We start from the raw sequence: 21,977 nt of genomic DNA, 5'->3' as shown, positions 1-21,977 counted from the left end.
TTAAACTTAAAATCGCCAATCAGGACCTGTTATTCCACCAAAGCGTACCCAACCTTCTTTTCTTTCACCATTAACCTCATAATCAATTTTATAAACTACTCTGCCTTTACCTACAACTGTAAAAGGACCTAGACCTGTGAAAATATTACGTCTTTCATATCCAATAAGAGTACCACCTAGATAAAGAACTTGAGTTTCAATTTTTGTTTTATGGCTTTCAGTCCTCATACCAGAAAATACAATAATAACAACAATTAATATTATAATTATTAAGCCTTCCACTATTAAATACCCCCATATTCTTTCATTAATAAATCAAACATCATATATTTAATTTATTAGAATAAGTTTAATATAATACTGAAGTACTAACAGCATTATTTATATTATGTTAATTATAGTATAATTAAGATATATTTACAATTGAGTTAATTTAAAGTTTATATCAATGGTGAAATTATTTTTGGATGATTTCACCATTATTTTTTATAAAAAAGTTATTTGCAAATTAATTAAATTTAGAAATTAATAAGAAAATTTTAGAAAATTTTTAGATTTGTTTTATAGGTAGTTTATAGGTGGTCCGTATAATGAAATTACATCGAAAAACAAATAAATTCCAAAGGAGATATAATTATGAAAAGAAAAAGAATTATACAAATAGTAACTTTAGCATTAGCAGTAACAACAATCGCAACTACAGCTTTCGCTACATCAGTGAAGCGTGAAGGTTATGACATGTTTAAGAAATCATTTAAATCAATGAGAACAATGAAGATCACCTCAAATGGTACAATGAATGTTACTCTTGATGTAGAAGATAATGGAGTAAACATTGTAAATATTGACGGAAAAGTTAAAGCTGATCATGAAGCGAAAAAAATGAGTGGAGCTTTCAAAGTAGGAGTTCAGAATGTAACAAAAGACATTGAGATATACGCAAATGATAAAGAAAAGATAATTGTGGATGCTACAGAGAATAAGTATTACAAAATAAATGAACCTACTCATTATAGACTAGATGAATTAGAGCACAGAGGAATGAAGCATGAATTCATGGGAGAAATGACAGTTCAACAAGAAGCATTTCTAGATTACTTTATTGGTGGTTACAAAGATAATTTTGAGTTTATTACAAAAGAAGATGGAAATAAAGTAATTTCATTTAATCTTAATGAAGAGGAGATACCAGTCCCAATTAATTTATTGATATCAGCTGCTGCTTCAGCGGAACAAAAAAACAGAACACAAATAGAAGTGAGAGGGTCTGAATTTAAATGTTTACCTTTATTTGAAGAACTTATTGAAGTGAATGACCTGCCAAATTTAATTGAGGATATCAAAGTTAAAGGATTAGGACTAAACTTAACTTTGAATGAAGAGAGTCAAATGATTGCAACTTCTTTTAATATTAAAATTGAAGGTAAGGATGAACAAGGAATAAATCATGAAATGGTAGTAAAAGGCTCAATTGAAATAAATGATATTGATGAAACTGTAGTTAATACTATTAATTTATTAGATAAAGAAGTAACTGTTATTAAGTGTCAAACTAATAAATAAACACTTTAGATAAAAGTTTGACGGGGAAGTCAAACTTTTATCTTATATGGAGGGTAGGATTATGGAATTATTATCTGTAAAAAATCTAACTAAATTATATAAGAATAATAGAGGAATCAAGAATCTTAATTTAACAATTTACGAAGGCGAAGTGGTTGCTCTTTTAGGGCCTAATGGTGCTGGGAAAACAACAGCAATTAAAAGTATAATTGGATTTTCAAAGAAAACAAATGGTGAAGTTGCTATTACTGGATATTCACCTGAAACTGATATTGAAAAAGCTATGCTGGAGACTGGAGTAATGGTAGGAAAATCAGCACATTATGAATATTTGTCAGGATACAAAAATTTAAAAATTCATAGTGAATTATATAGAGATATCACCGAACAAAAGATTCTAAAAGTTTTAGAATATGTAGAGTTACTAGCTTATAAAGACGAAAAAGTGGCTAATTATTCAACTGGTATGAAGCAAAGATTAGCTTTTGCAAAAGCATTGCTCCATGAACCTAAGTTGCTTCTGATAGATGAACCATTTTCAGGGTTAGATATTGAAGGAAGGGCAATTATGAAAAATATTCTTAAGAAGATGAGTTATGAAAATAATGTAGGAATTCTTATATCAAGTCATTTAATAAATGATATTAATGATATCGCAACAAAAGTTTGTATTATACATCATAATCAATGGTTAGAAACTAGAGATGTTGAAAAGATTTTTGAAAAATATAATGACCTTGAGGAATATTATCTTGATAGAGTTAAGGGAAAGGTGGTATAAACATGAAAAATATTATTACATTATCACTAAATGAGTTTGAAAAGATTATAAGCAAGAGAAAATCAAAAGTTTTATTAATTATATTGAGCATTATTATAGCAGGGGCAGGAGTTTTATTTTATTATGGAGAAAATATATTGAGTTTAACTGTAATGGAGGGTAATAGATTTCCAGTATGGATTCTTTCATTGATGATGGGATTTATTTTACCACTATTTGCAACTATGATTACTGTTGATAGTATATCAGGAGAATATGAAAATGGTACAATGAGTAATCTTTATGCACTACCAATATCTAGACAATCAATATATTTAAGTAAACTTATGGGTTGTGTATATTATGTAGTATTAATGATGGGATTAGCATTAGGAATAAGTTTGCTTATAGCTTTTATTGTAGATGGTTTTGTAGTATTCTCTAGCCTTGTGGGAATAGTACTAACCTATTTAAAAGCAATAATTATTCTTGGGTTAATTATAACATCTGTAGGTTTTGTTAGCTTATGGTGCAAATCAAGTAGTATGACATTAGTAATAAGTATTTTATTATATATTGGGATGAATATTATGAGTATATTTATGGGGCAGGTAGGAAGCATTTTACCTACTACAATTATTAGACTATATGATAAGATGTTATTGCCTAATTATGGATTTTTAGCAATATATATGATATGCTATTATATAATATTATTTATTGGTGGAGCAATAAAATTCCAGGAGAAGGAAGTTTAAAAAATGTCTATTAGAACAAAGTTAATTGGCACTTATATAATTATGGTGATGGTAGCAGCAATACTTTTTATTACAACTACATTTACAGCTATTACATTATTTTTTACTGATGCAGGAAGTACTTTAATTCAAGATAAAAAACTTGATGAGGTTGTTGTAGAAATTGTTGATCTGTTTGTAGAACTAAAAGTAAAAGAAGAGAATAATCCTAGTAGCCTTTTAGATGAGGTATATATTAAAGAAGTAAATAATAAAATTAGGGATTATTCTTGTTTCTTAACAGTTGAATATAACGGTGAATTTATCGATGTAGGTGGATTAAATTTGTCTAATGATTTTTATGATACTCTTTTAAAAGAAGATAAGAGTTATAAATTTGAAAAATTGAATATTCGTAAAAATAAATCCTTTATGTATAACAAGGATAGGTATAACTTTATAAAATATGAATTTAAATATGATAGCAAAGTGATAAACTATTATTTTATTATTGATATGTCAGTTTTTAAAAATATCCGTGGTGGATATGGAAAAATATTTTCCTTCGTATTACTTGTAATTCTTTTGATTATAATTTTACCTTTAACTTATATGTTGTCAAAAGACATTATTATACCTTTAAAAAAATTAGAAGAAGGTGCAAATAAAATTAAAGAAGGTAATTTAGATTTTGAACTGAAAACAAAATCTAATAACGAGATTGGAAGAGTAATTCAAGCATTTGAAACTATGAGATGTGAACTAAAAAAATCTGTAGAGCAGCAAATTCAGTATGAAGAAAACAGAAAAGAGCTTATTTCAAGTATATCACATGATCTAAAAACCCCTATTACTTCAATAAAGGGATATGTTGAAGGGATAATGGATGGGGTTGCAAATAGTGAAGAAAAATTAGAAAAGTATCTTCAAGTTATCTATAATAAATCAGAGCATATGGATAAGTTAATTAATGATTTATTCTTATTTAGTAGATTAGATTTAAATAGATTGCCTTTTGAGATGGAAGAAGTTTATATATGTAGGTTTATGGATGATTGTATTAACGAATTAAAACTAGAATATTCAAAACAAAACATAATTATTAATTACAATACTAATGTTGACGTTAATACAATAGTAATTATGGATTCACAAAAAATTAAACGTGTTATTTTTAATATTGTACAGAACGCGATTAAATTTATGAATAAAGATGAAAAGGTTCTTAATATTGAATTAAGAGAAGATGAAATATTAAATTTTGTAATAAAAGATAATGGTATTGGAATTGAAAAAGAACAGCTTCCTTTAATTTTTGATAAGTTTTATAGAGTGGATGAAGCAAGAAACACAAAAGTAGGAGGCACTGGTTTGGGATTAGCTATTGCAAAGCAGATTATTGATGCTCATAAAGGGGAGATATGGGCAGAAAGTGAGATAGAAGAAGGAACTAGCATTTGCTTTACTTTACAAAAAGTTGTTGATAAAGGAGATAGTCATGAATAAAAAAATATTAATTATTGAGGATGAAATAAGTATTGCCGAACTTGAAAAAGATTACTTGGAAATCAATGAGTATAAAGTAGAAATGGAGCATACAGGAACAGAAGGTTTAAAAAATGCTCTTTCAAATAGGTATGATTTAATTATTCTTGACGTAATGCTTCCTGATATTAATGGTTTTGAGATTTGCAAGAAGATTAGAGAGGAAAGCAATGTACCTTTATTGATGGTTTCAGCAAGAGGAGAGGATATAGATAAAATAAGAGGGTTAGGTCTTGGGGCTGATGATTATATAACAAAACCATTTAGTCCAAATGAGCTTGTTGCTAGAGTAAAAGCTCATATTGCAAGGTACAATAGACTTGTTGAAGAGAGAAATGAACCTAAAGATTTGTCAATTAGAGGATTAAATATAAATTTAGAGGCTAGGCGTGTTACAGTAAATGGGAAGGAAATTATCTTTACAACGAAAGAATATGATCTTCTATTATTTCTAGCTGAAAATCCTGATAGAGTATTCAGTAAGGAAATTTTATTTGATCGAGTATGGGGAATGGATAATTATGGTGATATTGCTACTGTAACTGTTCATATTGGAAAAATTCGTGATAAAATTGAGAAAGACACATCAAATCCTCAATATATTGAAACTATATGGGGAGTTGGATATAGATTTAAAATTTAATGCAAAGTCTAACCTCTGGACATCAGGGGTTTGTTTTGGTTATGGAGGATAAGGTGAAAATTGATAGATTAATAAGTATGCTGCTTACCTTAGTTAATAGAGAAAAGGTAACTGCAAAGGAATTAGCTGAAAAATTTGAAGTTTCAATAAGGACAGTACAGAGAGATATGGATACATTAAGTGCTGCAGGTATACCAGTATATTCTGATGTAGGAAAATCAGGAGGATATAGTCTTTTAGAGAATTATAAAATTGATAAAAGTTTTTTAAAAAATGAAGAAGCAAGTTTGTTGATGAGTTTTATTAATTCATTGGTGAAGGCAGTACCTAATAGTGATGTAAAAAGTATTTATCAGAAACTTGTTACTTCACTTCCAGAGGAACAAAATAATGAATATCGCAAATTTATTTTTCAAATAAATCCTTGGGTTGAAGATACAAATTTCAATAATCAGTTAAAAGAGCTTTCACAAGCAATTGAAGAAAGGAATAGAGTAAAAATTGAATACTATGACCTTGACAATAATAAGACTAAGAGACTTATTGAGCCCTATTCATTGATAATGAAGGGAGGAACATGGTATTTACATGCTTATTGCAAATTGAGAAATGACTTCAGGTTATTTAAATTAAGTAGAATCACAGATCAAGAGATTCTTGTAGAAAAATTTACTATTAGTGAATCATTTAAGCCTTGGGAATATGCTGATTCTGAGGAAATTCATACAGAAAGAATAGTTTTGGTTTTTAAGGATACTGTTCGTGGCCGTTTATTGGATCATTTTAATAAAGAGCAAATTGAGTATGGAGAAAAAGAAATAAGGGTTGTTGTTCACTATCCTGATGATGAATGGTTATATTCATTGTTACTTAGTTTTGTACCTTATGTTAAGGTTATTGAACCAGAACATGTTAGAGATAAGTTTGTTCAAAAACTTATGAGTGGATTGGAAATGAATAATTAATTATGAAACCCCGACATAATGTTGTCGGGGTTTAGTTGTTAAAATAATTGTATAACATGGCAGAAGGAGGAAGTAGAATATGTTTAGTGAAGAAAAAAAGAAAGCTATAATAGATGAAAAATATCCTTTAGCAGCAAAATATGATGCAGAATGGCAACTTGAAAATGAAATGGGTTCACCCTGTCTATGGCTTGTAGAATCAGTAGCAAATAAGATGAATTTAAAACCAGGTATGAGAGTATTGGACATGGGTTGTGGTAATGCTATATCTTCAATATTCTTAGCAAAAGAATTTGGTGTACAGGTTTTCGCAACTGATCTTTGGGTAGCTGCAAGTGATAATTGGAAGCGAATATGTGAAGCTGGAGTTGAGCACTTGGTATATCCAATCCATGCTGAGGCTCATGATTTGCCCTTTGCTGATGGATTTTTTGATGCAATAGTATGTATTAATTCATACCAGTTCTATGGAACTGCAGATACATATTTCAATGAATATTTTGGTAAACTTATAAAAAAAGATGGTCAAATTGGATTCGCTTTACCTGGAATATACAAAGAATTTGATGAGATGGTACCAGATTATTTGAAAGAACATTGGTGGACGGATTTTTATTATTTCCATTCTTTTGACTGGTGGAAAAGACATTTTAAACGGTGTGGTACTGTAGATATAGAATTTGTTGATGATTTTGATGGTGAAGGTAATAGCATTATGATGAAATGGGAACCTATTCCTGATAGAATGAAATTAGTTCGAATTGACAATGGAAGAAACTTAAGCTGGATAAGAATGGTGTTAAGAAAGAGATAATTTAATAATTTAAAAGTCACAATGGAAAATTGTCACCATAATTCTTTATGGTGGCAATTTATATTTAATAACTATAATTGTACATATATGATAGAAGTCTTATTCATTAACTATATAATGAATTTTTCGAAGTAATTCTAAATAATAGTCTTTTTTATAATGAAATGGAGTTAGTCCCCATTTATGATTTTTGTCTGCAACTAAATCTTTATTATCTATTTTTATAACATTTATATTAGGCAATTTACTTTCAAAGTAAGAATAATATCTATCGAGAATTAGATTGTTCATTTTTATATTGGTTAGCTCTTTATTTGGAAAAGCAAATACCTTATTATTGTCTATATATTTTGATGCCCATAATGCTTTGTGTAATATAATCTTTTTTTGAGGAATTAACTTTATTATTTTAGATATAAAAATATCACAACTTTTTTCCCAAAGAATATGAGTACTTACAGAATAACGATTTACTCGGTCAAACTTATACTTTTTATTTTCCAGTAATCCTGAATTAACAAATTCAGCAGATCTAGTAACAAAAGAATTACCATATCTAAGAAGGTCAAAACGTTCATCTATAAAATCAATGATTAAATAATCAAACTTATAAGATTCTAATATTCCATACAAGGAGTTGGTAAAGTCAGCTTTTATAATTCTTTTTTGAAAAGGTGAATCTAATAGTATATCTTTCTCATCAACAAATAAAGGGTTGTGTGCAAGACTAATTAATGATGAACGGGCATGGTAACTCTTTACATGAAAAGTTTCAGTGTAATTAAATGCATCTCTTGTTACACAACTACCTAATATAATAAAATTCATTTAGTTCCTCCTACTAGTATTATTAATATTTTAATCAATAAAAAAGCACCTATATTATTTTATATGTTTTAAATAGTTTTTGGGGATAGGTTTAAAGTATTGGGTAATATGTGAATTAAGATTTAAACAATCCTTTCAATCCTTTTTAATTATTTACTAAAAGAGTATAATATATAGGAAAAGAATGATTACTAGAAAGAGGAAAAATTCATGGATGGAACGAAAAGATCAAACATTAAAATAGGTTCTAAAGTAAGAGTAGTACAAAAACAAGATCAACGTACAGGTAAGTTAACAGAAGGAGAGGTTATGAGAATACTAACTAATTCCGCAACACATCATCATGGCATTAAAGTTATGTTAGAGGATGGAATTGTTGGGAGAGTTAAAGAAATAGTAAGAGGAGACTAAAAAATGAAAAAAGTTTTGTTTTTAGGCTTAGGGGCAATAGGGGCAACATTCGCTTCACAATTTTCAAATGCTGGTTATAAATTCAGTGTTATTTGTGATAACAAGAGAAAAGAAAGATACTTAAAAGATGGCTTTATTGTTAATAAAAAAAGATATGACTTTGATTATGTAACTAAAGAGGAATATAATGACGTTGCAGATCTAATTATAATATCTGTAAAATATAATGATTTGAAAGAGTCTATAGAGCAGTTAGATGGGATTATTGGAGATAATACAATAATACTATCATTATTAAATGGGATTGATAGTGAAGATATAATTGCAAATAAATTTGGGTATAATAATCTATTGTATTCATTTGTAGGTAATGGAGATTCCACAAAATCTGGTAATGTAATAAATCATTCTAATAAAGGAAAGATTGTTTTCGGTGAGAAGGATGGAAGAAGTACTAAAAAAACAAATGAAGTAGTGAGTATTTTTAATGAAGCGCAAATATTATATGATCTATCTCATAATATTATACGAGATATGTGGTGGAAATACATGGTTAACATAGGGATGAATCAAACAACTGCAGTTTTAAAAGCACCTTATAGGGTATATCAAAAAAATGAATATGCTAGAGAAGTAGCTAAAGGTGCTATGAGAGAAGTAATCCAAATAGCAAATGTAATGGATGTTGATTTAGGTGAAGAAGATATTGATAAGGTTTTTGAAATGATTATGAAGTTAGCTCCAACTGGAAAGACTTCAATGTTTCAAGATGTGGAGGCTAAGAGAATTACTGAAGTGGATATGTTATCAGGGAAGCTTTGTGAACTTGGATGTAAATACAATATTCCTACACCAGTTAATCAAATGCTCTATAATATGATAAAAACTATTGAGTGTATGTATATTAATGATTAAAATAAATTTTATAGAGGATGAAGTTTATATGAAAACGCTAATCATTAATGGGTCTCCTAGAAAAAATGGAGATACCATGGCTTTAATTAATGAAATGAGAAAATATCTTAAAGGTGAAGTGGAGGTCATAGATGCATATTATGCTAATATTAGTCCTTGTATTGATTGTAGATATTGTTGGAATAATGATGGGTGCACAATTAATGATGAAATGCAGGGGGTATATAAACTGCTTAATGAAGTTGATAATGTAATTTTAGCATCTCCTATTTATTTTTCTCAACTTACAGGGAAGGTTTTAAGTTTTGCAAGCAGGCTGCAATGCTTTTTTGTTGCTAGATGTATTAAAAAAGATATTAATTTTCAACTGAAAAAGAAAATGGGCGCACTTATAATTACTGGTGGGGGAGATGGAAATCCAGAATTAGGAATAAGGGGGGCGAATATTATTTTTAAACAAATGAATACAGAATCGATTGGAACAGTTCAATCTTTACATACTAATAATATTGCTGCAAAAGAAGATAAGCAAGCTTTAAAAAATGTTCGAGAACTAGCATTAAGATTAAATGAATTAAAAACTAAGGAGTGATTTTGATGCATAAATTTAACCCAATTAATAAGAAAAAACTTGATAATGAATGGAGAAGAGAAGTGTTTCCACCAAAGAAAACTCTTGAGTTATTAGGGATTGAAAAAAATGATACAATAGCGGATATTGGATGCGGTATTGGATATTTTACAATACCAGCAGCAGAAATTGTTGATATTAATAATAGAATTTACGGACTTGATATTTCACAGGAAATGCTTGATGAGGTAGAAATAAAAGCAGAGTCATTAGGAATAAAAAATATTACTAATGTTAAGACTGATGAATATGATTTGAAACTACCTGATAATTCTGTTAGCTTTGGACTTATGGTTAACGTATTACATGAGATTGAGGATAAGGAAAGACTATTAAAAGAGATTAATAGAATTACTAAAGAGAATGGTAAATTGGCAATTATTGAGTGGAAGAAAAAAGAGACTAAAATGGGTCCTCCAGTTCATCATAGAATTAGTAAAGATGAGGTGATAAAGCTTTGCCAAAATAACAATTTAAATGTTGAAAAAGAATTTGAATGGGCTGATTCTTTCTATGGGGTTGTAGTTTCATAGTTTTATCAGATTAAGGAGGATAAGATGAGCAATAAGGTTAGTATAAAAGAATTAAAAGAATGTATAGAATTGAGTACTGGAGAACTAGAGGAGTTTGAACCCTATAATATATTTATCAATATGAAAGCAGGAGAGGTTGTATCCGTACCAACAAAATTTATTCAAATGATTGAAAATGGAGAAAACCCAGAGGACCTTGAGGAATGGGAGGTATCTGATTTTAAAATATGTGAGGATATTGTTAAGAATAGTGATAATTATGTTGATATTCCAAATGAAGATGAAATAAATGAAGATGATATTATGAGAGAATTTTGTTTTTCTTTTAAAGATAAAAAGGTACTAGAAGAGTTAAGCATAGCGATTAATGGAGATAATCCTTTACGTAAATTCAAAAATATACTTTATGAAAAAGGGATTTATGATGAATGGTATGACTATTTAGACGAAAAGTTTATTGAAAAGATTCAAGCATGGTGTGAAAGAAATAACATAGATTATGTAGAGTAAAATAATATACATCAAATTGAACTTATGATATACTATGCTATGATAAAAAACGTGATTTTAAGAAATTTATATTGAATAACAGGGAAAGTGGGATTAAAGGATGAGTAAATTATTTGAAATGAAAGAAGAGTACAAGTTAGGTATTCCTCATATTGATGAACAGCATGCAAAGCTTTTTGAAATTGGTGATAGAGCATATCAGTTATTAAAGAATACTTATAGTAATGATAAATATGATAAAATAATAGAAATTCTTGAGGAATTGAAAAGTTATACAATTATTCATTTCAGAGATGAAGAAGAGTATATGGAAAGTATCAACTATAAAAAGATGTTTAGTCAAAAAATTGAACATGCAAAATTTATTGGAGAAATAAATAATGTAGATCTAAATAAGATTGATCACAATCAAGATGAATATATAATGGAAATATTAAATTTTCTTGCTAAATGGCTTGCTGAGCATATCATAGAGAAGGATTTAATGATAGTTGGAAAATAATAAAAATATTAATCCTCTTATAAGTAATTTCTTATAAGAGGATTTTTCATAATCACAACTTTTTCAGCATAATATATAAACAATTATAAGCAGGTAAAGGAGTTCATAGTACAAGCTTATTGATAAATATAAAAGAGAAGGTGTTATGGTCTGAAAAGTAAACTAGGTGGTTATATGGGAAAAGTTTTAAAGATTGATTTAACTAAAAAGACATGGGAAGAATATGCATTTTCAGATAAAGACAGAGAAATGTATTTAGGGGGAAAAATTATGGCGGCGAAGATCCTATATGATTTAGTTCCGCCAGAAGTACAACCATTATCAAAAGAGAATGTAGTTGTTATTTCAACAGGCCCTTTGACAGGAACAGGTGCTCCTTCCTCTAGTAGATTTAATATCTCATCAGTGTCACCAGCAACAAATCTAATTGCATCATCAAATTGTGGGGGAACCTTTGGATTACATACAAAAAAAGCTGGGTATGATGCATTAATTATTACAGGAAAATCAGAAGAAAAAGTTTGGTTAGAGATATTTAATGATGAGATTAAATTTCATTCTGCAGATTTACTATGGGGTAAAAAGGTAATGGAAACTCAAGATGCTTTTCCTAAAGATTATGGGAAAGTAGTAATTGGACCTGCAGGAGAGAATCTTGTAAATTATGCGGCAATATTTAGTGGGGAAAGAGCAGCTGGTAGAGCTGGGTTAGGTGCAGTCCTTGGATTTAAAAATCTTAAGGGAATGGCAATAAGCGGTAAAAACATTGTCAGGAGTAAAAATCCTGAAAAGGTTAAGAAGTTTAATGGTAAATGGATTACAAATTTACAAAGGCATCCACTTACAGGTCATCAACTACCTAAGTATGGAACTGCAGGTTTTGCAAGTATAATGCATAAAGAAAGTACATTAGCTACTAAGAATTTTACTTATGGGCAATATGAGCATTATAAAGATATTAGTGGTGAAACCTTAACTGAAAAATATCTTGTTACTAATAAAGGGTGTGTTACATGCCCAATAAAATGTTCTAGAGTTGTGGAGTATAATGATAAAAGAATAAAGGGACCAGAACTTGAAACATTAGGTTTACTGGGAGCTAATTGGAATAATAATGATTTGATGAAGATTATAGAAATGAATTACGAACTAGATGAACTTGGTATGGATACAATTTCATTGGGAGGTACTATAGCTTTTGCTATGGAGTTAAATGAAAAGGGATTATGGGATAATGGATTAGAATTTGGAAAAACAGATGGATTTATAAAACTCTTTGAAGATATTGCTTTCAGAAGAGGAATAGGGGATGAATTAGCTAATGGAAGCAAGTTTTTAATGGAGAAATACGGTGGAGAAGAATTTGCAATACAATCAAAAGGAATGGAGTTATCTGCTTACGAACCACGTTCATCTGTTGGGTTAGGACTTGGATATGCCGTTTCAAATCGAGGAGGATGTCATCTTAATGCTGGTTACGCCATATTGATGGAGAATCTTGCAATGAATATGGATAAATACTCCACTGTGAATAAAGCTGAATTGACTGCTTTACTTCAAAATGCTATGGAAGCTGGTTCAGCAGGTGGAAGTTGCTTGTTTACAATGTTTTTTATGATACCTGGATACTTAGTTACTCATAAAAATCGAGGAGTAACTAAGGTAGCAAATAAAGCTATGACAATTAGAGTTACTGCTAAAATTATAAATATGCTTAATAAGAATAAAGAAAACAAGTTAAACATTCACTTGCCAATGCTTCAACATACAAAAGCATTGGAACTGGTGACAGGAATGAAAATGAGCTTTGGTAAACTAAGTTATATTGGAGAAAGAGGATATAATATTGAAAGATTATTTAATATTAGAAGAGGATTAAAGAGAGCTGATGATTCATTACCTAAAAGATTGACACATGTTCTCCAAGATGAAAATAATCCAAAGTCTAAAGTTCCTTTAGAAGAATTGAAGGACAAGTATTACAAAACAAGAGGGTGGAATATTGAGGGTATACCAACCACTAAGACATTAAAAAGATTGAAGATCGAAAACTTCAGAGAAGAGGTGGTGGAGTGAGTTATTCAATTACAGATAAATGCATAGGATGTACTTTATGTTCTAAAAAATGTCCAGTTCATGCTATTGAGGGTAATTTAAAAGAAAAACATTCTATTAACAGAGATAAATGCATAGAATGTGGTGTGTGTGGGAAACTATGTCCAGTTTCAGCAATATTAAATCCTATGAAAGAGGTATGTAAAAAAGTTAAATTATCTGAATGGGCAAAACCAATCTTTGATTATGAGAAATGTTTTTCATGTGCTGCATGTAAAGAAATGTGTATTGAAAACTGTATAGAAATGAAAAGTGAAGATGAAAGGAAATTAATATATAAACCTTTCCTTACTGATCCACAGATATGTATCAGTTGTGGAGCATGTATCAGTGTTTGTGGTGTTAATGCAATTGAGTTAAAAAAATAGAGTGAATACTGAAAAAATATGTATTGTAGGCATCTAACTTTTGAAGTGAGGTGCTATTCTTTTATTTTAAAGAATAATAATAACTGGTATAATTAAATTAGTGTATTAAAATTATACATCCAAGGTAATGTTATACAACTATCACGAAAGTTATATTAATATTTTAAAAGTAAAAATGTTGTGAGGTGTAAATATGTTATTTCAAGTAAGAGAAAAAATATTTAGTTTTGGAGACGATTTTACAATTACAGATGAACGTGGACAGGATGTTTTCATGGTAAAGGGAAAAGTTTTTAGCTTTGGAAACAAACTTCATTTATATAATATGCGAGGGGAAGAACTATTTTATATTGAGCAAAAATTATTTAAGATGCTTCCTGAGTATACTATTTTTGCACAAGGAAATGATGTTGCAAGGGTTAAGAAGAAATTTACATTTTTTGGGTCTAAATTTATTATTGATAGTGTTTATGGAGAATTTGATATAGAGGGTCATCCTTTCGATCATAATTTTTCAGTTATTAAAAATGGACGAGTAGTTGCTGATGTATCAAAAAGATTTTTTAGTTTTTCAGATACTTATGGGGTTGATATAAATAACAGTGAAGACTATGGGTTTATTTTAGCGTTAATAATTGTTATAGACCAAACTCTTCATGATGGTAATAATAAATAAATTTATTAAAAAAGCAGAAATAGAGGCTGACTATTAAGTTAGCCTCTATTTTAAGTAAAGACTATGGAGGAAAAGATGATAATAGATTTACATAATCATGCAGAATTGTCAAAGAATACAACACTAACTTTCTCTGACTATATTAAGAAATCAAAAGAGAAAGGTCTATCATTTGCAATAACTGAGCATAATCAATTATATAAGAATGAGGAGAATTTTAGTGAAAACTTTGCTTTTACTGGAATTGAAATATTAAATGACTATGGTGATTTTTTAGTTTTTGGGGCACCAGAAGAGTGCATTGAAAAGAGAAATGATATGTTTAAACTCATAGAGTTTGTTCATGAAAATGGTGGAATTATTATAGCAGCTCATCCATTTTCAGGGTATGGTATATGCAATGTAATTAACAGTAAAGATGCGAATGAAATTATTAAATTAGTAGATGCAATTGAAGTGTATAATGGACGAGCTAAAGAGGAAGAATGCAAAAAAGCATATAGTTTAGCTAGGGAGCATAAAAAGCCTTGTGTTGGTGGAAGTGATGCTCATAATAGAAGTGAATTATTTAAGTGTGGTACTAAATTTGCTGAAAATATTGAAAGCATTGAACAGTTGGTAGCTGCTATTAAAGATGGTTGTTGTGAACCTGTGCTAATTGGATAAATGATTTTTTGTATAAATGAACTTAGTTGAAAGGGGATTAAGATGGCGCATAAATTAGGTGTTTCTGGTAGTGTGATTTTATCAAATCCAGAATTATATACAGAATTATTTTGGGAAGGAATTGAGCATATTGAAATTGGAGAATTTTATGATGAGAATGCCTTAAACCATCTCATTAAAGAATGTAAAGATAAACAAGTTTCTTTAGGTATACATTCACCATTAATGCGAAGTGGAAGTAAATATGATTTAATTGAGAGGGTACAATATGATCCTCAATTTGCTTGGGAACAGATAGAAGATGAGGCAAAGAGGATGTCATCTATAGGTGCAGAGTATCTTCTAGTTCATTTTCCGTATTTTAAAGGTGAAATAGCTGGTAACCCAAATGAACTAATTGAAGAAGGCTTAAGAAAACTAAGCAATATTCAGAAAAAATATTGTATAGATATAATTTGTGAACCTAAACTTGGGTTTAATCGTTCTCCAGCAGGGATAAAGTATCTTCATAATTTTCCTATGGAAATATGGGAGAAATATAATATTAAAGTATGCATAGATATTGGAGACTATTTAATTGCTACCAATGAAGATGTTTTTGATTATTTAATTAAATGGATAAAATTTGTGAAAGTGGTTCATTTACATAATATATATTACCAAGGAAATAAATATATTTGGACGCCTGTCCATCCAACTCAAAAGTATGAAATAAGTAATAATAAAATTGAAAAGATCATTAGATTCTTTTCACAATGTGAAGATGTATCATTTGTTTTCGAGCATACACCTCATACTAACCCCAGTAAAGAATTAGTTCATGAAGGGTATAAATGGGTAAAATCTCTTATTAGTGCTTAAAAAAGTATACCACCTAATAAAAGGGGGTATATTTTTTTCTTAAGTTATATTATTTAAAGTTTCTTTCATTTTTTGATTTATTTTATCTTGTCGTATAAACTTTTCATTTAAATTACTTAGAGGTACATTCTTAGATACAGTGTTAGATGCAATTGAATCTAAGGAACTATCAATATTAGGATTATTAGGGTTAATATTATTATGTTCGTCATTATGATTTGATCCTGTAGGTATAGGCATTTTAATACAACTCCTTTATTACTTTTTCAAGTATTTCACTATTAGTTTCTCCAGTTATTAAAAGTATAACCTTTGAAAATATTAGGGTAAATTTTATAAAAAATTTATAGGGGAATATATGTTTTCTTTTTAATTTATGGTAGAATATAGATAAGTTATTAAATATAGGTGGGATACTTTTAAAAAAACATAATTGGGTTAGGGGTGTATAAAATTATGAAAAAACTAATACCAGAAACATTAGAAACAAAACGATTAATAATAACCAATTCAAAAATTGAAGAGTGTGATGAATTGCAAAAAATCTGTGAATCATGGGATGATAAAAAATTGATTGAGGGTAGTAATATTGAACCTGATTACATATATAAGTGTATAACTGAAGGGGATTTGCCGCCAGTTACTAATGCAAGTAGAGAAAATTACAAATTAAAGTCAATATATTTAAAGGATAATGGAAAATTAATAGGATTTACTGATTTATATTTCGGATATCCAAAAGAAAAGACAATCTGGATTAGTTTATTTTTAATCAGTAAAGACTTTAGGAAAAAAGGATATGCACAGGAAGTAATTGAGTGTATATCAAAGGAAGGAAGAACTGCTGAGTATGAAAAAATAGGTATAGGGGTACATTTAAAGAATTGGAGAGGATTAAGATTCTGGACGAAATCAGGTTTTGATAGAGTTGTTGGTATATTTGGCGATGAGGATTACAGTGAAAATACATATGCTGTGATTGGACTGGAGAAAAACTTATAAACTAGGAGAAGAAATTATGAAACGATTTTTAACATTATGTATGACTGTATTACTTTTAGTAGGTTGCGCTGCTAATAAGGATTCGAACATAACTGAAAAGAAAGATAATAAAGAGTTTGTGTCAATTCAAAATAATGATAATACAGAGTATCAGGAATTTGTAGCTGAGAATAAGGATTTTCGAGTTACAACATATATCAATAAATTGGAGTTCAGTGAGAATGAAGAAATAAAAATATACTCAACATTTGAGTACATTGGCGAAGAAGAAACCATTTCTATATGGTCTGGTGAACCATATTTTTATTTTGAAATATTCAATGGACAAGAGTATTTTAATCAGCCTTTGACTCTGACAATTTTAAAGAAAACAGTTCTTAAAAAAGGTGAAATATATACTTTCCCATTTACTAAAAGTAAAGCATATGGTGCAGAGGATTCAAAAGCAGATTTTTGGAAACAGTATTGTTCAGAGAAAGAGTTAAAGCTTCCAAATGGAGAATACACATTTAGTGCATATGCAGCTTTTACATTAGATAAAGAACAAGAAGAACACATTTCTGTAAAAACAGAGTTTATAGTGAAGGTTAAGTAATATCTATGTGTCAATAATATATAAGAGGGGGAGTAACAGTGAGCGCAGAATATTGGAAAGGATGTTTTATTTCAGAAGGTTTAAAAGATCCTAGAATTTTGAATAAGTATAAATGCTTCCAATTTAGAATTACTAATGATAATTTACCATTGGATGATAAAGGAACAGTGGGACGATGGCACATGTTTTGGGTAGAAGTACCTTACAGTGATTTTGATATATTTAAAGATAATATGAGATATAATTGGTATGGACATTTTTGGAAAGAAGATAAGATTGTTGCTATTTTTGAAGGGAGCAAATTTGAATTTGATAAGTTTGATAAAGAGACTTGGAAAGATGCAATAGAGTTTGGGAAAAGTCAGAATATTTTAGAAGAACAATTAGATTTTTTAACTGATTAGAGTTTAATATTAAAAAAATTAGGAGAGGAGGAAAATTTATGGATCACGTTGTGTATTTAGATGCAAAATCAAAAGAACTAGAAAAGTTTGTTGATGGAAGTAAAAGTATGATAATAAGAGGTGCTGCAGGAAGGAAATTGCCTTATGGTAGAGTAAATAAAGGTGACATTTTATATTTTATTAATAACAATGGAGAAGGAATAATAAAAGGAACAGCAGTAGTTAATTATGTTTTTAACTCTGAAAAAATGGAAAAAGACGAATCAATTGAGATAGTTGAAAAGAATCAAGAAAAATTACAACTTACTGATAAGCAATTTAAACGATGGGCAGGTAAAAGATACATAGTTTTAATTGAAATTGAAAATTTTAATAAGATTGAAGAATTTAAAATTGATAGAAGTGAATATGGAAATATGGATGATTGGTTACCTGTTGAAGATATTAACAAGGTAAGATGTAGTTAAAAAATTTTTACAGAATTAAATTCAAAGTTAACAATAATGACTCTCATTTTTTAAATGAGAGTTTTCTTTTTAATGTAAAATATGGTAAAATATTTATTAATATAAAAATAAAGGGATAGTATGAAGTAATTAAAGGGGGTATTTGAATGAATAATAATGAATTAACACAGAAGATTTATGAAGTATCACATTTAGAAGGAGAATTTACATTAAGATCAGGTCAGATTTCTCATGAGTATTTTGATAAGTATCTATTTGAATCTCATCCAGAATTACTAGTTATAATTGCAGAAAAACTTTCAGAAATGATTCCACAAGGTACAGAAGTTTTAGCAGGATTAGAAATGGGAGGAATTCCAATAGCTACTGCATTATCAATTCGTACTGGTATTCCTGTGGTGTTTGTAAGAAAAAAGGCAAAAGAGTATGGTACATGTAAACTTGCAGAAGGAATAGAAATTAGAGATAAAAATGTTTGTATTATTGAAGATGTTGTAACAACTGGAGGACAAATAAAACTTAGTGCAAATGATTTAAGAAACTTTGGAGCAAACATTAAAAATGTAATATGTGTAATAGAAAGAGATAAAAAAGGAAGAGAAAATTTGAAAAATGAAGGACTTAAATTATTATCTTTATTTACGATGGAAGATTTAAAAAAACACTTATAAGGTATATATAGATTTTATTAAAAGGAAGAGTATTAAGTAAGTTATTTAAAGAATTAACTAAAAAAATGAATAAGATTTTGATTAAATGGGGGAGTAAAATGAGTCAAGAAATCATTAAAGTTGTAAATTTTACAAAACGGTACGGTGATTATACTGCTGTAGATGGAATTAGTTTTGACGTTAAAAAAGGGGAGATTTTTGGTTTGCTAGGTCCTAATGGAGCAGGGAAAACTAGCACTTTAGAATGTCTTGAGGGATTAAGAAGTCCTGATGGAGGGAAAATTGAAGTTATGGGTATAAATCCAGCAAAAGATAGTGGAAAATTGAAAGACATAATTGGGGTGCAGCTTCAATCGACAGCTTTACAAGAAACAATTACTGTAAAAGAAGCTATGAGATTGTTCTCATCATATCATGGAATTAAGCCACGATATGATTTGTTAAAAAGAGTTAGATTGTGGGACAAGTCTAATGCTCGCTTTCAGGAACTCTCAGGGGGCGAACAGAAAAGATTAGTATTAGCACTAGCGGTTGCACATAATCCAGAGGTTCTAATCTTAGATGAACCCACTGCTGCATTAGATGTACAATCTAGAGTAGAACTTCATGAGTTAATGGCAGAGTTAAAAGCCGAAGGGACAACGATACTTCTTGCAACACATGATATGGCAGAAGCAGAGAAAATGGCAGATAGAATGGCAATTTTATTAAAAGGTAAGCTTGTTACTATAGGTACGCCTAAGGAAATAACAGCTTCAGGATCAACTGAAACTAAGATATCCGTAAGAACTACAGGTTCTAGTCTTGTAGGAACTGAGGGTACATTGAGTGAAGAATATTATGTTTTTTATTCAGATAATCCTGGAAAAAAGGTAACAGAAATAATAAATTTAATTGATTCACAAGGGGATACTTTAATCGATCTAAGAGTTGAGAGACCATCATTAGAGGAAAGATTCTTAGAAATTACTTCAGTAGGAGGTACCATATGAGGTCATTTATTATACATTTCGGAATGGATTTAAAGGGAGGGCTTAGGGACAAAACATTATTGTTTATGAATTATTTATTTCCTCTTGGTTTCTTTTTAGCAATGGGAGGTATTATGCCTAAAATAAATCCACAATATGGTGAAATACTTATACCATCCATGATGATATTTGGAATATTGGTAAGTTCAATATTAGGAATGCCTAATGTGTTAGTAACATCAAGGAATAATGGTATATTTAGAAGTTATAAAATTAATGGTGTATCAAAATTATCAATGATGGCAATTCCAACATTATCAACAATTTTTCATACAATTATAGTTACAGCGATAATCTTATTAAGTGCTCCATTTTTATTTGGTTCAGAATTACCAGGAAATATGGGAGGGCTAATACTTGTTTTTATTGCAACAGTAATTGCAATTACTGGTATAGCACTTTTAATTGGAATAATAGCAAAAAATACTTCAGTGACAGTACTCTATGCACAAGCAATATTTCTTCCCTCCATGCTTATTGGAGGATTAATGATGCCTTCTAGTGCACTGCCTGAATCTATTTCAACTTTTGGAAAACTATTACCTACAACCTATGCAATGGATGCTTATCAAGCATTAGTAGAAAATGGACAACATTCATTTAATCCATTCATTTCTTTAGGAATACTTTTAAGTTGTGGAGTGATATGTTTTATTTTAAGTTGGTATCTATTTAAGTTAGATAATAACAATACATCAAAGTCAAAAAGTAAATTATGGGCATTAGGAGCTTTGATTCCTTTTATATTAGGAACTATATTTTTAAAATAAAATCTACATTATTAGATAATTAATATTAATAATATGATACTCCCATTTTTAAAAAATGGGGGTTTTATTTTAATATATATAGATTGTATGTAAATAACATAAGATAGTAAAAATTATTATCTTGATAAAATATGTAAAATAATGTAATGTTAGATTTGTAGTACGAAACATGAGTATATAGAACATATGGAAAATACAACATATGTTGATCATGGTAAAAAGGCAACAGCATCAAAGAACTATAAATAGTAACTATGGGAGTGGGGATTATCGTCTTGATAATACATAAAATTATAATTATGGTTGACCTTGGAGATTTAAGAGAAGGGGTTTGGCCAAATGACTTACTTCCTTTAGTAAAAGAAGTTGTAGAGATGAAAGGGGTAAAAATAATTGGTCTAGGTACAAACTTAACTGATTTAAATGGTACAATACCAACTTATGAAAACAATAAACAATTGGTAGACCTTGCACAAGAGATAGAAGAAATTTTTAATTTAAAACTAGAATATTTATCTGCGGGAAACTCAAGTTCCTTAAAATTACTTGAGGCAGGAAAGATACCAAAGAGAATTAATCATTTTAGAATTGGTGAAGGAATACTTTTAGGAAGAGAAACTATTTATAGAGAAAAATGTCCTAATACTTATCAGGATGGATTTGAATTACATGCAGAAATAATTGAAAAGAAATTAAAGCCATCAGTCCCAATTGGAGAAATAGGACAAGATGCATTTGGTAATATCCCTACAGTAGAGGATAAGGGAATGATGTTAAGAAGTATTTTAAATATAGGTCGTCAAGATACCAAGGTTGATGGGATAAGTCCTATAAATGATAATTTGACAATCTTAGGTGCCACAAGTGATCACTTATTAATTGACTTAACAAGAGAAACAAATTTAACATAACTAGCAGAAGTCTCCTATCTTCTATAAGTGGGAGATGAATGCGTAATCTTAATACTTTTACATGGATAAAAAATCATAAATGT

At 29.2% G+C, this 21,977-nt stretch carries 29 protein-coding genes; 26 read left to right on the top strand and 3 right to left on the bottom strand.

The annotated features are described in order from the left end of the window. Positions 1-6: 6 nt before the first annotated feature. The gene (locus OW730_RS18170; protein ID WP_271225469.1) at positions 7-282 is read right to left on the bottom strand and encodes a hypothetical protein; all 276 of its coding nucleotides are present in this window, start codon (positions 280-282) and stop codon (positions 7-9) included. Between the two features lie 354 nt (positions 283-636). Here OW730_RS18170 and OW730_RS18165 point away from each other — a divergent pair, with 354 nt between their 5' ends. The 7 genes from OW730_RS18165 to OW730_RS18135 all read left to right on the top strand — a co-directional run bounded on the left by OW730_RS18165 (position 637) and on the right by OW730_RS18135 (position 7,027). Beyond that, on the top strand, positions 637-1,563 hold the full coding sequence (locus OW730_RS18165) for a hypothetical protein (RefSeq protein ID WP_271225468.1): 927 nt from the start codon (positions 637-639) through the stop codon (positions 1,561-1,563). A 61-nt stretch (positions 1,564-1,624) separates the two neighbouring features. Further along, complete coding sequence (locus OW730_RS18160; RefSeq protein WP_271225467.1) at positions 1,625-2,344, top strand: ABC transporter ATP-binding protein; 720 nt, start codon at positions 1,625-1,627, stop codon at positions 2,342-2,344. Between the two features lie 2 nt (positions 2,345-2,346). Then, complete coding sequence (locus tag OW730_RS18155; RefSeq protein ID WP_271225466.1) at positions 2,347-3,081, top strand: ABC transporter permease; 735 nt, start codon at positions 2,347-2,349, stop codon at positions 3,079-3,081. Between the two features lie 3 nt (positions 3,082-3,084). Next, positions 3,085-4,566 carry a HAMP domain-containing sensor histidine kinase gene (locus tag OW730_RS18150; protein ID WP_271225465.1) on the top strand — a complete coding sequence of 494 codons (1,482 nt, stop codon included), beginning with the start codon at positions 3,085-3,087 and terminating at the stop codon, positions 4,564-4,566. Next, positions 4,559-5,248 (top strand): response regulator transcription factor, encoded by a 690-nt coding sequence (locus OW730_RS18145; RefSeq protein WP_271225464.1) that lies wholly within the window; start codon positions 4,559-4,561, stop codon positions 5,246-5,248. The genes OW730_RS18150 and OW730_RS18145 overlap by 8 nt, the downstream gene beginning before the upstream one ends. Before the next feature lie 53 nt (positions 5,249-5,301). After that, complete coding sequence (locus tag OW730_RS18140; protein ID WP_271225463.1) at positions 5,302-6,213, top strand: helix-turn-helix transcriptional regulator; 912 nt, start codon at positions 5,302-5,304, stop codon at positions 6,211-6,213. Between the two features lie 79 nt (positions 6,214-6,292). Further along, positions 6,293-7,027 (top strand): SAM-dependent methyltransferase, encoded by a 735-nt coding sequence (locus OW730_RS18135; protein WP_271225462.1) that lies wholly within the window; start codon positions 6,293-6,295, stop codon positions 7,025-7,027. A 99-nt stretch (positions 7,028-7,126) separates the two neighbouring features. Here OW730_RS18135 and OW730_RS18130 read toward each other — a convergent pair whose 3' ends face one another. After that, positions 7,127-7,855, bottom strand: a complete 729-nt coding sequence (locus OW730_RS18130) for a DUF6270 domain-containing protein (protein ID WP_271225461.1) — start codon at positions 7,853-7,855, stop codon at positions 7,127-7,129. A 210-nt stretch (positions 7,856-8,065) separates the two neighbouring features. Between OW730_RS18130 and OW730_RS18125 the strand changes: the two genes are divergently transcribed. From OW730_RS18125 to OW730_RS18075, 11 genes are all read left to right on the top strand, one after another. Beyond that, positions 8,066-8,266: a YwbE family protein gene (locus tag OW730_RS18125; protein ID WP_271225460.1), complete on the top strand. Its 201-nt coding sequence runs from the start codon at positions 8,066-8,068 to the stop codon at positions 8,264-8,266. Positions 8,267-8,269: 3 nt separating this feature from the next. Beyond that, positions 8,270-9,181: a ketopantoate reductase family protein gene (locus OW730_RS18120; protein ID WP_271225459.1), complete on the top strand. Its 912-nt coding sequence runs from the start codon at positions 8,270-8,272 to the stop codon at positions 9,179-9,181. Positions 9,182-9,209: 28 nt separating this feature from the next. Continuing rightward, on the top strand, positions 9,210-9,773 hold the full coding sequence (locus OW730_RS18115) for a flavodoxin family protein (RefSeq protein WP_271225458.1): 564 nt from the start codon (positions 9,210-9,212) through the stop codon (positions 9,771-9,773). 5 nt (positions 9,774-9,778) lie between these two features. Next, entirely contained in the window at positions 9,779-10,345 is a 567-nt protein-coding gene (locus tag OW730_RS18110) for a class I SAM-dependent methyltransferase (protein ID WP_271225457.1), read from the top strand. Positions 10,346-10,369: 24 nt separating this feature from the next. Next, the gene (locus OW730_RS18105) at positions 10,370-10,855 is read left to right on the top strand and encodes a UPF0158 family protein (protein ID WP_271225456.1); all 486 of its coding nucleotides are present in this window, start codon (positions 10,370-10,372) and stop codon (positions 10,853-10,855) included. Between the two features lie 100 nt (positions 10,856-10,955). Further along, positions 10,956-11,357 carry a bacteriohemerythrin gene (locus OW730_RS18100; RefSeq protein WP_271225455.1) on the top strand — a complete coding sequence of 134 codons (402 nt, stop codon included), beginning with the start codon at positions 10,956-10,958 and terminating at the stop codon, positions 11,355-11,357. A gap of 174 nt (positions 11,358-11,531) precedes the next feature. Beyond that, positions 11,532-13,433: an aldehyde ferredoxin oxidoreductase family protein gene (locus OW730_RS18095; RefSeq protein WP_271225454.1), complete on the top strand. Its 1,902-nt coding sequence runs from the start codon at positions 11,532-11,534 to the stop codon at positions 13,431-13,433. Continuing rightward, positions 13,430-13,840, top strand: coding sequence for a 4Fe-4S binding protein (locus tag OW730_RS18090; protein ID WP_271225453.1), 411 nt, complete (start codon positions 13,430-13,432; stop codon positions 13,838-13,840). The genes OW730_RS18095 and OW730_RS18090 overlap by 4 nt, the downstream gene beginning before the upstream one ends. A 193-nt stretch (positions 13,841-14,033) precedes the next feature. Beyond that, positions 14,034-14,516 (top strand): LURP-one-related/scramblase family protein, encoded by a 483-nt coding sequence (locus tag OW730_RS18085; RefSeq protein WP_271225452.1) that lies wholly within the window; start codon positions 14,034-14,036, stop codon positions 14,514-14,516. Between the two features lie 75 nt (positions 14,517-14,591). Beyond that, the gene (locus OW730_RS18080) at positions 14,592-15,182 is read left to right on the top strand and encodes a PHP domain-containing protein (RefSeq protein WP_271225451.1); all 591 of its coding nucleotides are present in this window, start codon (positions 14,592-14,594) and stop codon (positions 15,180-15,182) included. A 42-nt stretch (positions 15,183-15,224) separates the two neighbouring features. After that, positions 15,225-16,043 (top strand): TIM barrel protein, encoded by an 819-nt coding sequence (locus tag OW730_RS18075; RefSeq protein WP_271225450.1) that lies wholly within the window; start codon positions 15,225-15,227, stop codon positions 16,041-16,043. 39 nt (positions 16,044-16,082) lie between these two features. Here OW730_RS18075 and OW730_RS18070 read toward each other — a convergent pair whose 3' ends face one another. Further along, on the bottom strand, positions 16,083-16,283 hold the full coding sequence (locus OW730_RS18070) for a hypothetical protein (RefSeq protein ID WP_271225449.1): 201 nt from the start codon (positions 16,281-16,283) through the stop codon (positions 16,083-16,085). A gap of 216 nt (positions 16,284-16,499) precedes the next feature. On the opposite strand from OW730_RS18070, the gene OW730_RS18065 reads away from it, so the two are divergent. The 8 genes from OW730_RS18065 to OW730_RS18030 all read left to right on the top strand — a co-directional run bounded on the left by OW730_RS18065 (position 16,500) and on the right by OW730_RS18030 (position 21,894). Continuing rightward, positions 16,500-17,045, top strand: coding sequence for a GNAT family N-acetyltransferase (locus OW730_RS18065; RefSeq protein WP_271225448.1), 546 nt, complete (start codon positions 16,500-16,502; stop codon positions 17,043-17,045). Positions 17,046-17,061: 16 nt separating this feature from the next. Next, positions 17,062-17,640, top strand: coding sequence for a hypothetical protein (locus OW730_RS18060; RefSeq protein WP_271225447.1), 579 nt, complete (start codon positions 17,062-17,064; stop codon positions 17,638-17,640). Between the two features lie 38 nt (positions 17,641-17,678). Then, entirely contained in the window at positions 17,679-18,044 is a 366-nt protein-coding gene (locus OW730_RS18055) for a hypothetical protein (protein ID WP_271225446.1), read from the top strand. Positions 18,045-18,082: 38 nt separating this feature from the next. Next, positions 18,083-18,511, top strand: coding sequence for a hypothetical protein (locus OW730_RS18050; protein ID WP_271225445.1), 429 nt, complete (start codon positions 18,083-18,085; stop codon positions 18,509-18,511). A gap of 146 nt (positions 18,512-18,657) precedes the next feature. Beyond that, a complete protein-coding gene (gene pyrE / locus OW730_RS18045) occupies positions 18,658-19,182 on the top strand; it encodes an orotate phosphoribosyltransferase (protein ID WP_271225444.1) in 525 nt (174 codons plus the stop codon). A 98-nt stretch (positions 19,183-19,280) separates the two neighbouring features. Next, positions 19,281-20,174 carry an ABC transporter ATP-binding protein gene (locus OW730_RS18040; RefSeq protein ID WP_271225443.1) on the top strand — a complete coding sequence of 298 codons (894 nt, stop codon included), beginning with the start codon at positions 19,281-19,283 and terminating at the stop codon, positions 20,172-20,174. Continuing rightward, positions 20,171-20,983: an ABC transporter permease gene (locus OW730_RS18035; protein ID WP_271225442.1), complete on the top strand. Its 813-nt coding sequence runs from the start codon at positions 20,171-20,173 to the stop codon at positions 20,981-20,983. The genes OW730_RS18040 and OW730_RS18035 overlap by 4 nt, the downstream gene beginning before the upstream one ends. 275 nt (positions 20,984-21,258) lie before the next feature. Beyond that, positions 21,259-21,894: an alanine racemase gene (locus OW730_RS18030; RefSeq protein WP_271225441.1), complete on the top strand. Its 636-nt coding sequence runs from the start codon at positions 21,259-21,261 to the stop codon at positions 21,892-21,894. Positions 21,895-21,977 lie beyond the last annotated feature (83 nt).

It is taken from the genome of Oceanirhabdus sp. W0125-5, from assembly GCF_027938815.1.
GTDB lineage: Bacteria > Bacillota > Clostridia > Clostridiales > Clostridiaceae > Oceanirhabdus.
Note: the sequence above shows the minus strand (reverse complement) of the source record. Positions and strands in the feature narration are given on the sequence as shown.

Bases quoted from the DNA above. Each gene is read 5' to 3' on its own strand.
- OW730_RS18165 (WP_271225468.1), top strand. From the start codon at position 637: ATGAAAAGAAAAAGAATTATACAAATAGTAACTTTAGCATTAGCAGTA.
- OW730_RS18150 (WP_271225465.1), top strand. From the start codon at position 3,085: ATGTCTATTAGAACAAAGTTAATTGGCACTTATATAATTATGGTGATG.
- OW730_RS18080 (WP_271225451.1), top strand. From the start codon at position 14,592: ATGATAATAGATTTACATAATCATGCAGAATTGTCAAAGAATACAACA.
- OW730_RS18155 (WP_271225466.1), top strand. From the start codon at position 2,347: ATGAAAAATATTATTACATTATCACTAAATGAGTTTGAAAAGATTATA.
- OW730_RS18065 (WP_271225448.1), top strand. From the start codon at position 16,500: ATGAAAAAACTAATACCAGAAACATTAGAAACAAAACGATTAATAATA.
- OW730_RS18115 (WP_271225458.1), top strand. From the start codon at position 9,210: ATGAAAACGCTAATCATTAATGGGTCTCCTAGAAAAAATGGAGATACC.
- OW730_RS18060 (WP_271225447.1), top strand. From the start codon at position 17,062: ATGAAACGATTTTTAACATTATGTATGACTGTATTACTTTTAGTAGGT.
- OW730_RS18120 (WP_271225459.1), top strand. From the start codon at position 8,270: ATGAAAAAAGTTTTGTTTTTAGGCTTAGGGGCAATAGGGGCAACATTC.
- pyrE (WP_271225444.1), top strand. From the start codon at position 18,658: ATGAATAATAATGAATTAACACAGAAGATTTATGAAGTATCACATTTA.
- OW730_RS18105 (WP_271225456.1), top strand. From the start codon at position 10,370: ATGAGCAATAAGGTTAGTATAAAAGAATTAAAAGAATGTATAGAATTG.
- OW730_RS18110 (WP_271225457.1), top strand. From the start codon at position 9,779: ATGCATAAATTTAACCCAATTAATAAGAAAAAACTTGATAATGAATGG.
- OW730_RS18130 (WP_271225461.1), bottom strand. From the start codon at position 7,855: ATGAATTTTATTATATTAGGTAGTTGTGTAACAAGAGATGCATTTAAT.
- OW730_RS18160 (WP_271225467.1), top strand. From the start codon at position 1,625: ATGGAATTATTATCTGTAAAAAATCTAACTAAATTATATAAGAATAAT.
- OW730_RS18095 (WP_271225454.1), top strand. From the start codon at position 11,532: ATGGGAAAAGTTTTAAAGATTGATTTAACTAAAAAGACATGGGAAGAA.
- OW730_RS18040 (WP_271225443.1), top strand. From the start codon at position 19,281: ATGAGTCAAGAAATCATTAAAGTTGTAAATTTTACAAAACGGTACGGT.
- OW730_RS18100 (WP_271225455.1), top strand. From the start codon at position 10,956: ATGAGTAAATTATTTGAAATGAAAGAAGAGTACAAGTTAGGTATTCCT.
- OW730_RS18145 (WP_271225464.1), top strand. From the start codon at position 4,559: ATGAATAAAAAAATATTAATTATTGAGGATGAAATAAGTATTGCCGAA.
- OW730_RS18050 (WP_271225445.1), top strand. From the start codon at position 18,083: ATGGATCACGTTGTGTATTTAGATGCAAAATCAAAAGAACTAGAAAAG.
- OW730_RS18035 (WP_271225442.1), top strand. From the start codon at position 20,171: ATGAGGTCATTTATTATACATTTCGGAATGGATTTAAAGGGAGGGCTT.
- OW730_RS18085 (WP_271225452.1), top strand. From the start codon at position 14,034: ATGTTATTTCAAGTAAGAGAAAAAATATTTAGTTTTGGAGACGATTTT.
- OW730_RS18125 (WP_271225460.1), top strand. From the start codon at position 8,066: ATGGATGGAACGAAAAGATCAAACATTAAAATAGGTTCTAAAGTAAGA.
- OW730_RS18135 (WP_271225462.1), top strand. From the start codon at position 6,293: ATGTTTAGTGAAGAAAAAAAGAAAGCTATAATAGATGAAAAATATCCT.
- OW730_RS18075 (WP_271225450.1), top strand. From the start codon at position 15,225: ATGGCGCATAAATTAGGTGTTTCTGGTAGTGTGATTTTATCAAATCCA.
- OW730_RS18070 (WP_271225449.1), bottom strand. From the start codon at position 16,283: ATGCCTATACCTACAGGATCAAATCATAATGACGAACATAATAATATT.